This window comes from Nesterenkonia salmonea, from assembly GCF_005771525.1.
Classification (GTDB): domain Bacteria; phylum Actinomycetota; class Actinomycetes; order Actinomycetales; family Micrococcaceae; genus Nesterenkonia; species Nesterenkonia salmonea.
Genome location: NZ_VAVZ01000014.1, coordinates 54352 through 67612, shown reverse-complemented (window position 1 = coordinate 67612; position 13261 = coordinate 54352). Strand labels below are relative to the sequence as shown.

At 61.5% G+C, this 13261-nt stretch carries 10 protein-coding genes; 7 read left to right on the top strand and 3 right to left on the bottom strand.

Going from position 1 to position 13261, the window contains the following annotated elements:
- The first annotated feature begins 193 nt into the window (after positions 1-193).
- Together FEF26_RS06685 and FEF26_RS15695 are read left to right on the top strand one after the other, a co-directional pair.
- Positions 194-916, top strand: a complete 723-nt coding sequence (locus FEF26_RS06685; RefSeq protein ID WP_166432944.1) for a BON domain-containing protein — start codon at positions 194-196, stop codon at positions 914-916.
- Between the two features lie 30 nt (positions 917-946).
- A complete protein-coding gene (locus tag FEF26_RS15695; protein WP_166432943.1) occupies positions 947-1111 on the top strand; it encodes a hypothetical protein in 165 nt (54 codons plus the stop codon).
- Between the two features lie 49 nt (positions 1112-1160).
- On the opposite strand, the gene FEF26_RS06680 is transcribed toward FEF26_RS15695, so the two are convergent.
- Both FEF26_RS06680 and FEF26_RS06675 read right to left on the bottom strand, forming a co-directional pair.
- Complete coding sequence (locus FEF26_RS06680) at positions 1161-2165, bottom strand: universal stress protein (protein WP_138252764.1); 1005 nt, start codon at positions 2163-2165, stop codon at positions 1161-1163.
- A gap of 175 nt (positions 2166-2340) precedes the next feature.
- Positions 2341-3522 (bottom strand): carboxylate-amine ligase, encoded by a 1182-nt coding sequence (locus FEF26_RS06675; protein WP_138252763.1) that lies wholly within the window; start codon positions 3520-3522, stop codon positions 2341-2343.
- A gap of 183 nt (positions 3523-3705) precedes the next feature.
- On the opposite strand from FEF26_RS06675, the gene dnaG reads away from it, so the two are divergent.
- Positions 3706-5664: a DNA primase gene (gene dnaG / locus FEF26_RS06670; protein ID WP_138252762.1), complete on the top strand. Its 1959-nt coding sequence runs from the start codon at positions 3706-3708 to the stop codon at positions 5662-5664.
- A 21-nt stretch (positions 5665-5685) separates the two neighbouring features.
- Here dnaG and FEF26_RS06665 read toward each other — a convergent pair whose 3' ends face one another.
- On the bottom strand, positions 5686-6183 hold the full coding sequence (locus tag FEF26_RS06665) for an aminoacyl-tRNA deacylase (protein ID WP_138252761.1): 498 nt from the start codon (positions 6181-6183) through the stop codon (positions 5686-5688).
- Positions 6184-6362: 179 nt separating this feature from the next.
- Here FEF26_RS06665 and FEF26_RS06660 point away from each other — a divergent pair, with 179 nt between their 5' ends.
- The 4 genes from FEF26_RS06660 (at position 6363) to FEF26_RS06645 (ending at position 13209) form a co-directional block, all read left to right on the top strand.
- A complete protein-coding gene (locus tag FEF26_RS06660) occupies positions 6363-9041 on the top strand; it encodes a phosphoenolpyruvate carboxylase (protein ID WP_138252760.1) in 2679 nt (892 codons plus the stop codon).
- Positions 9042-9051: 10 nt separating this feature from the next.
- Entirely contained in the window at positions 9052-11250 is a 2199-nt protein-coding gene (locus FEF26_RS06655) for a prolyl oligopeptidase family serine peptidase (RefSeq protein WP_138252759.1), read from the top strand.
- Between the two features lie 79 nt (positions 11251-11329).
- Positions 11330-12325, top strand: a complete 996-nt coding sequence (locus FEF26_RS06650; protein WP_138252758.1) for an ATP-binding cassette domain-containing protein — start codon at positions 11330-11332, stop codon at positions 12323-12325.
- Positions 12325-13209, top strand: a complete 885-nt coding sequence (locus FEF26_RS06645) for an ABC transporter permease (RefSeq protein ID WP_138252757.1) — start codon at positions 12325-12327, stop codon at positions 13207-13209. The genes FEF26_RS06650 and FEF26_RS06645 overlap by 1 nt, the downstream gene beginning before the upstream one ends.
- Positions 13210-13261 lie beyond the last annotated feature (52 nt).

Here is a 13261-nt window from a genome sequence, read left to right as displayed (position 1 = left end):
TAGCATGGTCCGGATGTCCAGAATTCATCCGTCGCTAGGTGTTCAGTATTCACGCGTCGTCGACAACCGGTGGTGGACCACTGATCACTAGGACCAATGGCCCTATCGGGGATGATCGATGCGGATCAGAATGGAATCTCGCGTAGGAACGCGCGAGGTGACCAGGGGGATTTCGACTGTGGATGCGAGCAGCATGAGCCGTGGCGACCGTGTGATTCAAGTTGCGGCTGATATAGAGCTCAATTGGACGCCGGAGCTCGAAACTGAAGACGTTCAGGTGCAGGTCGCCAACGGTGTGGTCACGCTGACCGGTGTGGTCGGTGACGAGCTTGGGTATCTCGCGTGCGGTCGTGCCATACGCCGCGTCAGTGGTGTTCTCGAGCTCAGGAACAACGTGACCGTGCAGCCTTGTGTCATCACACGAGACACCCATGCTGATCTCGCCGGCGACGTTACACAAGCCTTGGTCTGGGCCGCTGGCGTCCCCAGAGCCGTCAAGGCACACGTGCGGTCCGGTCACGTGACTCTGACCGGTCAAGTCGAATGGACCTTCCAGCGAGATGCAGCCCAGCATGTGATCGGGCACCTTGCCGGAGTGGAGTCAGTCGACAACCAAATCGCCATCCGCCCTCGGACACCCCGCACGATCGATGAAGAACGCATCGGGAGGGCATTGCTGCGCAATCCTTTGATCGATGCATCTGATGTGAATGTCACCATTATTGATACGACTGCGACTCTCACTGGTTGGGTCTGGTCGCTCGCGGAGAAGAAACAGGCAGGTCTAACAACCGGCGCCTCGCCGTGTGTGACTCATATCGACAATCGGCTCAGAATTCGCAGCCGTGGAGTGACCGGGCTTTCCGCAAAGTCGACTACCCCGCCGGAAGCGAACCAGATGGCAATTAAGCCGTAGCTCGAACGGGATCAGCAAGGAGAGTGGCACATGTTCGAATGGACTTTCTATTGGGGTCTGTTTGTGTCGATATTCTTAGTGCTGCTCAGCATCCTTGTGCTGACCCTCATTGTACTGATGCTACTTCTTGCGCACGAACGCAGTGCCGAAGCGAAACCCTCTTCTGCACCTGAAGACCTTCCTCCAGAGAGTTGACTCCAGGTCAGGTCTGCTGCCGAACGCACGGGCCACCTGCATAGGTTCATCAAGAAAATTGTGGCTGGTTGTTGAGTCTCTCGTCCTCAATATCGGGGACCACCATCACTGGGCCTTCCGCGCGGAGAAGCACTCCGCGAGACACGGAGCCCAGGAGCACGCCGGTGAAGCCGCTGCGGCCGCGGTTGCCGACCACAGTCAGCTGTGCCCGAGCTGTCGACCGGGCGAGCAGTATCACAGGATCTCCTGGCTTGACGGCGGCCGTGAGGGCCAACGTTGGGTAGTGTCCGGCGACCCAGTCCACTTCGGCCTGCAGTGACCGTTCTAACTGCGAGGTCCGCCGCTCCACCAGCCCTTGGTCTGTGGTCCCGAGCTCGGGATACCAGTCCGCCCAACCCTCCAGTGATGGAAGAGCCATCAGCATATGCAAGGTTGTACCTATTTCCTGTGCCACTTGGGCGGCGTGGAGTGCGGCAACCCTGCTGTGCTTCGATCGGTCGATTCCGACGATGACCGGGCGCGGATCGGATGGCGGCGCAAAGCGATCGGTGCCATCACCTGTGCTGGTCACATATTGGCGATGGACCACCACAGTCGGACAGTAAGCATGGGCCGGCAGTGCCGAAGAAACTGATCCCATGATGCGGCCGACGAATCCGCCGCGGCCGCGTGACCCAACAACCACGAGCTCCGCAACAGCAGATAGGTCCACAAGCACCCCCGCAGCGTCTCCCTGTTCCACCCGATAGAAGACCTTGCCTGGGTAGTCCCGGAGGTACGCACGAGCTTCTGCGAGCACCGACTTGGCAGAGGATGCTGCTGTCTTCGCTTCTGAGGTATTCGGTACAGCTGTCAGGGTCGTGTAAACCGGGGCTGGGACCGTGAAAGCAGTCACCACGGTCAGTATTCGCCCGCTGCTTCGAGCAGCGAGGGCTCCGTAGTGCAACGCTTGAAAGGACTGATCGGAACCGTCGAATCCCACCAGAACGGCTGGGTCACGGGAAGCTGGGTCGAACACGATCGGGCGTGGTGATGAGTGACTGTCGCTGTTCATGTGGTGCCTCCGCCGGGGGTTTATCCGAGGAAGTCGGACAACCACCCGGTCGGGGAGCTGCCCGCTTCGCATGTTGAGTACTGAAGGTTCAGTCGCCCACTGCCCTCCCTTGATCCACCCTCTATGACTGGCGCCGACTCCGGTAGGGCCAAAGGTCCCACGTCACGAGTCCTCTTCATGACGGGCGGATCCGCTCTGGTTCAAGATCGAGCAGATCTATCGCTCTTCCGGCGTCTCGCGCCACGCCTTCTAGGCCTGATTTTTTGTAGGCCGCCCGCTGGCGTGCTGCGCCGGTGCCATGACTCAGCAGACGCTCAAGTCCAGAGCGCACCAGTTCTGCGTCTCCAGAATCCTCAAGGTACGGCTCCGCGGTATGGAGCGCCTGCCGGATAGACACTTCAGCCGGTCCCGGCATACCAGTGAATGGGTCCAGTAATCGACCGCCTAGACCGAACTTCGCCGCTTGCCAGTGAGCTGCGTCAAGCAGCTCTGGTTCGGGAGGCTTTCGTGGCTGCTGGTCAATGGCTGCGCGCACCAAGCCGCGCATAAACGCGGCAAGCACCACGGCGTCCGGAGTCTGCAACTGCACATCGCAGGCTCGAATCTCTATGGTGGGGTGACACCGAGAAAGCCGGGCAAGCCAACAGATACCAGCAGGATCTGCCACTACGTCAGTCCTAAGCAATGCTTCAACCCGGGTCTGGTAATCGGCAAAATCTCGGAGGTGCGGAGGCACACCGTTGACCATCCAACGCCGGTAGTGGATGGCACGCCAGCTGGCGAAGCCGGAGTCGCGGCCGCGCCAGAAGGGTGAATTCGCCCCCAGAGCAGTCAGCAGGGGCAACCATGCCCGGATGCCGTTGAGTGCTTGCACCCCAGTCTCTGGGTCGGGGACAGAGACGTGGACGTGCATGCCATTGATGTACTGGTCCGCTGCTATTGCAGGCGCCAACTGGGCCATCTGCAGATACCTTGACTGGTCGCTAATGACAGTGCTGGCCTCTTGTATGCGCGGGGCAGTCCCGATAGGCGCGGCGATCATGCCAAATTCGCGCGCCATGCATCTGAGCTTCTGCCGGAACGTCAGAAGCGCAAGAGTAGCCGTGTCGCTGGTCTCCAGAATCGCCGAGGCATGTTCAATCTGGCAGGAAAGCCACTCCGGGGAGGCGGTGCCGCCGTAGGCTGTGAGTCCCAGCAGGCTGTTCGTTTGGGAGCGGGTTGGGGTGACTGGCAACGCGTTGTCCTGGCCGACGAGTAAGAACTCCTCCTCGATACCCATCGTCCATGCGGGGCCTGCCGCTGGAGTGTCCCCCAAGCCCAGTTCGACGGGGCCCGTTGTAGCAGTGGGAAGCGTCATCGGAGCAGTCCTTTCGGCATGTGCCCGTCGCGATGCGAGCCTGACTCCACTGTTGCCTATCGGCCTGCGCTAGGGCAGTGCCAAAGGTCCCCCCTAGGGGTGATGACCCTGTGGGTGGGGGAGGCGCTCGGTTTATCCACAGGCGTTAAGGCGGCGGCGTCGCTGGGCCGGTAGATTGGTGCCATGGCAGGACTGATTCGGCGCGAAGACATTGACGCTGTGCGTGAGCGCGCCGATCTGCGGGAGATCGTGGAGCAGTACGTGACTCTGAAGAAGGCCGGAATCGGCTCGTTCAAAGGCCTGTGCCCCTTCCACGAGGAACGTACACCCAGTTTCCATATCCGTCCGCAGGTCGGCAGTTACCACTGCTTTGGCTGCGGTGAATCCGGAGATGTGATTGCTTTCCTCCAAGCCATGGAGCACACCACCTTCCAGGAGACTGTGGAGCGCTTGGCGCAGAAGTTCGGGATCGAGCTGCGCTACGAGGACGGCGGAACCGGGCCGGACAAGGCCGAAACTGGACGCCGGCAGCGGCTGCTGGATGCACACAAGATCGCTGATGAGTTTTACCAACGCTGCCTCACCATCCCGGAGGCGCAAATCGGGCGGGACTTCCTCACCGGGCGCGGCTTCACCCGTGCGCACGCTGAGCGCTATGCGGTCGGCTACGCCCCCAAAGGGTGGAACAACCTCCTGGGGCACCTGCGCGCCAAGGGATTCCGGGACGACGAACTTCAGCACACCGGCATGTTCTCAGAGGGTCGTCATGGCATCTACGACCGTTTCCGCGGACGCCTCATGTGGCCGATCCGGGACATGACCGGCAACACCGTCGGATTCGGTGGCCGGCGCCTCTACGAGGATGACCCCGGTCCCAAGTACCTCAACTCCCCAGAGACCACCGTCTACAAGAAATCCCAGGTGCTCTACGGGATAGAACATGCCAAACGCAATATCGCCAAGAAGCGTCAACTGGTGGTGGTGGAGGGCTATACCGACGTCATGGCGTGCCATATCGCGGGAGTCGACACCGCCGTGGCGACCTGCGGTACAGCCTTCGGTGAGGGGCACATTAAAATTGCGCGCAGGCTGCTGTCCGATGACGGCACACCGGCTGAAGTGGTGTTCACCTTCGACGGTGATGAAGCCGGTCAGCAGGCCGCTGTGAAGGCGTTCAATGAGGCTCATCAGTTCAACGCCCAGACGTTTATCGCCGTGGGGCCCGAGGGAATGGACCCCTGCGATGTCCGCCAACACCGCGGGGATGAGGCGGTCCAGGCTCTCGTGGAGTCAAAGACACCTCTTGTGGAGTTCGTGATCCGCCGCCGGCTTCGCGAATGGGATCTCAGCGCGGTCGAGGGCCGCATCGGCGCACTGCGCGCGGCGGCACCGGTGGTCGCAGAGATCCGGGACGATTCGCTCCGCGCTGCCTATACTCGCGAACTCGCCGGATGGTTGGGCACGGACGTGGATGAGGTCAAAACCGCTGTGCGTGCATCCCGCAGCGCAGGCGGCCGCCGCGGCGGACCCGGACAGAAGAGCACGACGACGCCCCAGCAGCACCATACGGCCGGAACCACCCAGCAGAACGGGAATGCCCCAACGAGACACGGCGAGTACGGGGGGCAAGAGCCTCAGGGCGCAAGCGGCGTCGGCGGTTTCGCCTTCCCACGCCCCGACACGCGGGACCCTGCGGTGATGATGGAGCGGCAGGCGTTGGAAGTTATTCTGCAGCACCCCACACGGCTGACCGCTGAGCAATGGGAAGAGATCTTCACCGTACGGTTCACCGCACCTGCCCACCTGGCTGTGCACGACGGGATCCGGATCGCAGCCGCAGAAGCTTCCGACCCCAGAGTGTGGGTGGAAACAGTACGCCAAGAGGTGCCCGAGCCACTGCGCGGATTCGTCTCCGAGCTTGCCGTCACCTCCCTCCCTGCTAGGAATGAAGAACACCTTGACCGCTATTGTCAGGAGATCCTCAACCGGCTCGTGGAGCTGAAGATCCAGCATGAGAAAGCCAACCTATTGGGCCGGCTGCAGCGCATGGATCCCAGCGAGTCACCTCAGGAATACCGTCAGGTCAATGCTGACCTGATGGAGCTGGAACGTCGCCGGCGAACTCTTCGCAGCGCCGAATGAGGCGCAGGCCGCCCGTGGGCCCTACTTGGCGATGTCCGCAGTGGTGACGCTGAAGGCGTCGAACAGATCAGCGGCCTTAACAAAGAGATTCAGACCTGGCTCGCCAGCACCCATGCAGATCCGCCCCGAGATAGACGCATCGGCGAAAACCGGCCAGCGCTCACCGTCGTCATCCGATGCGCCGAACGGGGTGATGGTGCCTGGACGGTACCCCGTGGCATCGAACCCTTCGTCTGGTGCAGCCATTGAGGCTTTCTTCACTCCTGCAGCACGGCGGAGCTTCGCCCAATCAACCTGCTGATCACCGCGGATGAGCACCATGAGATAGCTGTGGGTCTGCGCGGTCTGGGTGACCTTGGTCTTGGCGACCAATGTCTTGACGATCTCCCGGGGCTCAATCCCCAGGTTCGCCGCTGCTTCCTCCAATGAGGTGGCGTGGCCCCGATCCACGAACTCGATCTCCACGCCATGGTGCTGCGCATCATCCAACACCCGCTCACGTCCGGACTGTTCAGTCATGGGCTCCAGCCTAGTCCAGCGTTGCGTGGCGCACCGGCGCCTCCCGGCAGAGCCGGATAGGTCAGTACCGGCGGTGATTGGTTGATACGGTGTTGTCCACCGCACAACTCGCGTGACGATGAGGTCCCGCCTGGTTCCAAGCGTGCACTACGTTTGACGATCGAGGAGGAGACTGCACCATGACAGAGCGCACACTGGCAGCTGACCATTCACGCCTTGCTGCAGAGCACGAAATTCCCGAGGCCATGCGCCATGATGTGGGGCTGCTCGGTGGTCTGCTGGGCACAGTCTTGAGTGAGTACGGCTCCGAAGGGCTGTTGGACGACGTCGAGACCCTGCGCTCGTTGACCATCGCTGCAGCGGAGCAGGACTCCGAAGAGACACTTGCCAAGGCCGAAGAGTTCGTCGAAGGTCTCAGTGCCGAGCGCGCCAAAGAAGTAGCTCGCGCCTTCACATGCTACTTCCTGCTCGCCAATCTGTCCGAAGAGCAGCACCGGGTACGCACACTCCGCGCCCGTGATGGTGAGCTGCCCCTGGAAGATCAGAAGCCCTCCGATTCGGTTGCCGCCGCGTTTACTCACCTTGCTGATGAGGTCGGTCAGGAAGAGGCCGAACGTCGGCTCAAAGAGCTGCGCTTCCACCCGGTGCTCACCGCTCACCCCACCGAAGCCCGACGCAACGCCATCACCGCCAGTGTGCGCCGAATCGGCAACCTCCTTGATGAGCGTGATGATCCGCGTATGGGAGCAGCTGCTCAAGCGCGCAACACCCGGGACCTGATCGAAGAGATCGACAATATGTGGCGCACCGCTCAGCTGAGGGTCTCGAACCCCTCACCCCTGGACGAAGTCCGTACCGCACTTGGTGTCTTTGAGTCATCCTTCTCCAGCGTCTTCACTGAGGCCTACCGGCGCATGGACGATTGGCTCCAGGGGGAGGACGCCGGCCGGGCCGCACCGAAGGCACCGGCATTCATTCGGTTGGGATCCTGGATCGCCGGAGACCGCGATGGCAACCCGAACGTCACCGCGTCCATCACCCGCCAGGCAGTCGCGCAGGCAGCGGACCGGATCCTGCAGAATCTGGAAGCGCGTACCCGGACCGTGGGGCTTTCGCTGACACTGGATGATCGTTACACCCCACCACAGGACGCCCTGCAGAAACTGTGGAATCACCAGAAGCAGCTCTCCGAAGAGCTCACCGAGGTCGCAGCTGAACACTCACCAGGGGAGCCGCACCGTCAGGTGCTGCTGGCGATCGCTGGACGCGTCCAGGCAACACGGGAGCGCAACGCTGATCTCGCCTACAGGGTCCCCGAAGAACTGGTGTCCGAACTCAAAATAGTGCAGGACTCCCTCGTTGCCGCCGGCGCTGAACGAGCAGCCTACGGTGAGCTCCAGGAGCTGATATGGCAGGTAGAAACTTTCGGTTTCCACCTCGCGGAGCTTGAAGTGCGGCAGCACTCAGCGGTCCACATCCAGACACTCAAATGGTTGGATGACCCGGACTCGGTGGAGAAGATGGCCGTTCCCGGTGAGGAGGTCTTGGAGACTTTCCGCGCGATTGCCTCACTGCAGCAGCGCTACGGAGTCAACGCGGCTCGGCGCTACATCGTGTCCTTCACCCAGAGTGCACAGAACCTCGCCGACGTGTACATCCTTGCGGAGAAAGCCTTGGGCGGGTCTGACCAGGCCCCGGTTCTGGACGTCATCCCCCTGTTCGAGACCTACGACGACCTGCAGAACGCGCCCCGCATCCTGGAAGAAGCCCTGGAAAATCCGCACCTGCAGAAGCGCCTGGAGCAAACAGGCCGGCGCATGGAGGTCATGCTCGGTTACTCGGACTCCTCCAAAGACGTCGGTCCTGTGGCCGCCACCCTCGCGCTGTATCAGGCTCAGGAGAAGATTGCGGCCTGGGCGGTGGAGAACAACATCCACCTGACGCAGTTCCACGGACGCGGTGGAGCGTTGGGCCGAGGCGGCGGTCCAGCAAACCGAGCGATTCTGGCCCAGCCCCCGCATTCGGTGGACCTTCGGTTCAAAGTCACCGAACAGGGTGAAGTCATCGATGCCCGCTACGGCAACCCGGAGATTGCGCTGCGGCACATCGAACAGGTGGCAGCTGCCACACTGATGGCCAGCGCGCCCTCGACGGAGAAACGCAACGCTGCCGCTGCGGAGAAGTACGCTGACCTGGCCACACGGCTCGACGACGCTTCCCGTGCGCGTTTCCATGACCTCGTCAAAGCCGAAGGCTTCGCTCCCTGGTTCGCCCAAGTCACCCCGCAGGATGAAATCGGGCACCTGGCCATCGGCTCCCGGCCAGCGAAACGTGGGCTCTCAGTGGAGTCCTTAGAGGATCTGCGCGCCATTCCCTGGAACTTCGCCTGGGGGCAGGCGCGCATCAATCTCACCGGCTGGTACGGCCTCGGCACAGCGCTGGAAGCAGTGGGGGACTTGGAGCTGCTGCAGCAGGCCTACGCCGAATGGCCACTGTTCGCCGCGATGATCGACAACATTGAGATGTCCCTGGCCAAAACTGATGAACGGATCGCTCAGCGCTACTTGGACCTCGGCGACAAAGCTGAGCTGGCCAATGCCGTGTTGGAAGAGCTGCACCTGACAGAAAAGTGGGTACTCGCGATCACTGGCCAGGACCGGCTCCTCGCCGACCACCGGGTTTTAGGACGTGCCGTCCAGCTGCGCAACCCTTATGTGGACGCCCTCAGTCTGATCCAGTTGCGCGCACTCCGCCGGCTCCGCTCCGGTGGTCTCACGGAAGAGCAGACCCACGACCCACGCAACCTTCTGCTTATCACCCTCAAGGGAGTTGCAGCCGGTCTGCAGAACACTGGGTAGGGTTGACTCCATGATGCAACGCCTCATCACACCGGACAGTGACCCCTTCCAATGGCTTGAAGATGTTGAGGGGGAGGATGCGCTCGCATGGGTCGAACAGCGTAACCGCACCGCGGAGGGTCAGCTTCAGGACGAACAGTACGACCCTCTGAAAAGCTCCCTGCGGGAGATCCTCGATGCCTCAGACCGGATACCCGGTGTGACCGCGCGGGGGGAATGGCTCTACAACTTCTGGACGGACGCCGATCACCCACAGGGCCTCTGGAGGCGCACAACCCTGGACTCCTACAAGGCCGAGACTCCTGAATGGGAGACGCTCCTCGACCTTGATGAGCTCTCGGAAGTTGAAGGCACAACCTGGGTATGGCACGGGGCCTCCGTGCTCCGACCGGAACAGGCATCCGATGAGGTACCTGGGTATTCAAGGGCACTGATCAACCTCTCACCAGGCGGGTCTGACGCTGATGTCACCAGGGAGTTTGACCTCAACACCCGCCGTTTCATAACCCCAGAAGAGGGCGGGTTCTACCGGCCTCAGGGCAAAGGTGGGCTCAGCTGGATCGACGCCGATACGGTCTACTCCTCGACTGACCAAGCCGGTCCCCAGGAGGACACCCCGGTCACGAGCTCCGGGTACCCTCGGGTAGCCCGCAGGTGGGTCCGCGGCACTGCGCTGGAGGAGGCAGAACCCATCATCTCGGTGGCCGAAGATGACATGGTTGCTTCCGCCGGCTATGACTCCACTCCGGGATTCGAGCGGCACCTCGCCACAAGGGTGTTGGGATTCTACGACTCAGAGACCTACCTCATCGAATACCATGAGGAATCTTCCGGGTCCTTGGGAAGCGAACCTGCCCTCACGCTCACCCTCGTCGATGTCCCCACCGATCTCAACGTCGGCTTCCACCGTGATCTAATTTTCTTCGCCCCACGCACTGAGGCGACTGTCCGCGGCGTCGTGCTTCCGGCAGGCAGCCTCTATGTGGCAGATGCCGCAGAGTTCCTGCACGGCAGCGAAGACGACCCCGACGCCGGGCAGCTCACCGCCCTGTTCACACCTACTGAAGCCACCTCCCTGCAGGGCATCACCGCTACTAGGAACCTCTTCGCGCTCACCGTGATGGAGGACGTCGTCGAGCACGTCGAGGCGCATTGGCGCGACGAGAACGGCGAATGGCAATCCCAACGCGTGTTGAGCGACATCACCGGCTCCCTCGCAGTGGGAGCTTATGATTCACGTGAGACTGACGATATCTGGATCACGGCGCAGGATTTCCTGACCCCCACCACTCGGTACCTCGGGACTTTGGCACCGCTGCTGAAGGGGGAGCCGGAGACCTACGAACTGATCAAGCAGGCGCCGGAGCGGTTCAACGCAGAAGGACTGGCGGCTGTGCAGAGCTTCGCCACCAGTGACGACGGCACCCGCATCCCGTACTTCCTGATCGGGCCCGCTGAAACCGTCCAGTTCGCGGCCGATGGGGCCCCTCGGGAATCCATCGCAGGCGCAGAACCGCAGCCCACAATCCTCTACGGCTACGGTGGGTTCGAAATCTCCCAAAAGCCTGGATACCTTCCGCTGGTGGGGAAGGCGTGGCTGGAGCGTGGAGGAGTCTTCGCCCTGGCGAACATCCGTGGAGGCGGCGAGTACGGACCGCGGTGGCACCAAGCCGCACTCAAGGAGAACCGAAACAAGGCGTATGAGGATTTCGCTGCGGTGGCCCGAGACCTGGTCTCCAGCGGAGTCACCAGCACTCAGCAACTGGCCTGTCGAGGCGGATCCAACGGTGGTCTCCTGACCGGAAACATGCTCACCCAATACCCTGAACTGTTCGGTGCTGTGGTCATCCAGGTGCCCCTGCTGGACATGAAGCGCTACTCGCACCTGCTGGCAGGTGCCTCCTGGCGTGCCGAATACGGTGATCCGGACACTACCGACTGGGACTACATCCACACCTTCAGCCCGTACCATCTGCTGCAGCAGGATGCGGACTACCCGCCAGTTCTGCTGACCACCAGTACCAAGGATGACCGAGTCCATCCCGGTCATGCACGCAAAATGACTGCGGCGCTCGAGCAGGTCGCTGCCGATGTCACGTACTGGGAAAACACCCAGGGAGGGCATGGGGGAGCGGCGAACCCTGATCAGCAGGCCACCATGAACGCCCTGATCTACCGGTTCCTAGCCCAACGTCTGGGCCTGGACTGATCTGGCCGGTACCACGGGCAGTTCACACCACAAGCGATGTAATATTCTGGAGTACCGACGGTTCTGTTGAGAGGTATCTGTGTCTGACTCTGCCTACGCCGTTGAGGCTCGTGGCCTGGTGAAAACCTTTGGCGATAACGTAGCCGTCGACGGCATCGACCTCACTATCCCTCGTGGAGGTATCTACGGGGTGCTCGGGCCCAATGGTGCCGGCAAGACCACTGCCATCCGGATGCTCGCCACTTTGCTGCGCCCAGATGCAGGGGAGGCCCGAATATTGGGCCACGATATCTTCACGGAACCGAAAGCTGTGCGGGAACGCATTGCGCTGACCGGACAGTTCGCCTCCCTCGATGAGGATCTCACCGGCATCGAAAACCTGATGTTGCTCGGCAGGCTGCTCGGCTTCACCAAGCAGGACGCGCGGCGCCGCGGTAAGGACCTGCTCAGCGCATTCGGTTTGGCCGAGGCCGCAGACCGGCAGGTCAAGAAGTACTCCGGCGGCATGCGCCGGCGCCTGGACATCGCCGGGTCGCTGATCGTCACCCCAGACATGATGTTCCTGGATGAACCGACAACTGGAATCGATCCGCGCAGCCGGAACCAAGTGTGGGACATCATCCGAACCCTGGTGGCCGGGGGCACCACGATCCTGCTCACTACCCAGTATCTGGAAGAAGCTGACCAGTTGGCGGACCGGATCGCGGTCATTGACCACGGGCGAGTCATCGCTGAAGGCACCCCGGGCCAGTTGAAATCCCAGGTGGGCGCTGGGGCGTTGAAGCTCCGTCTGGCTGACCCAGCTCAGCGCGAAGAAGCAGCCGGGGTCCTGGAACGCAACTTGGGCAGCTTAGTGGTGCGGGAGAAAGACACCGCGGCCCTGACCATCCGGTTGGGCGAAGGTGCCGGGGCATCGCCAGCGATGAGAGCCCTAGAAGAAGTAGGCGTAGCAGTGGAGACCTTCTCCTACGGTCAGCCCAGCCTCGATGAAGTGTTCCTGGCACTGACGGGGAAACCGGCTGAGACCGAGAACGACGACGCATCCGCCGCTTCAGACTCCGAGAAAGTTGCCTGATGAGCCAGACCACCACCAGAACCGATCCAGAGGGTTCCGCAGAAGCCGCCAAAATTCAGCGGGTGCTGCTGCCAGCCGACCAGCGACCATCCCCATCGGGTCCGATCAGTGGCTCATTCACATTCGGCTGGCGTGCACTGCTGAAGATCAAGCACATCCCCATGCAACTGTTCGACGTCACGATCTTCCCGATCATGATGACGGTAATGTTCACCTTCATCTTCGGTGGCGCTATGGGTGCTGTGGTTTCGGGAACCGGCCAAACCGGTGGCCCGGCAGTCAGCGAGTACGTCCAGTTCTTCATTCCGGGGATCTTCGTCCAGACCCTGATCATGATCACCATGTACACCGGCATCACCCTCAATAAGGACATCTCCAAGGGAATTTTCGACCGCTTCCGGTCACTTCCGATCTGGAGACCAGCTCAATTGGTCGGCGCACTGCTGGGGGACCAGGTGCGCTATGGCCTGGCTGGCACCATCATTCTGACAGTTGGCTTTATCGTTGGGTTCAGGCCTGAGGGTGGGCTGTTCGGTGTGTTGGCCGGCTTCGCGTTGCTTTTGGTGTTCAGTTTCTGCCTGTCTTGGGTGTGGACCATGGTTTCGTTGCTGATGCCTAATGAGGAAGCCGTCATGGGGGTGTCCATGACGATCATCTTCCCGCTGACGTTTGCCTCAAATATTTTCGTGCCCACTGAGACCATGCCGAGCTGGTTGAGCGGCGTCGTGGAGGCAAACCCGGTGAGCGTTCTTGTCTCAGCTATCCGGGAGCTCATGGATGGGACGGTAGACGCCGGAAGCATCGTTGCTGTGCTCATCTACTGCGCGATCCTCGTCGTCATCTTCGCTCCGATTTCTATGTACATCTACAACCGGAAGTCCTAAAGTCTGGTCTTTTGTACAGGTGCATCGGGCAGAAACTGCGGAATTCTTAGTT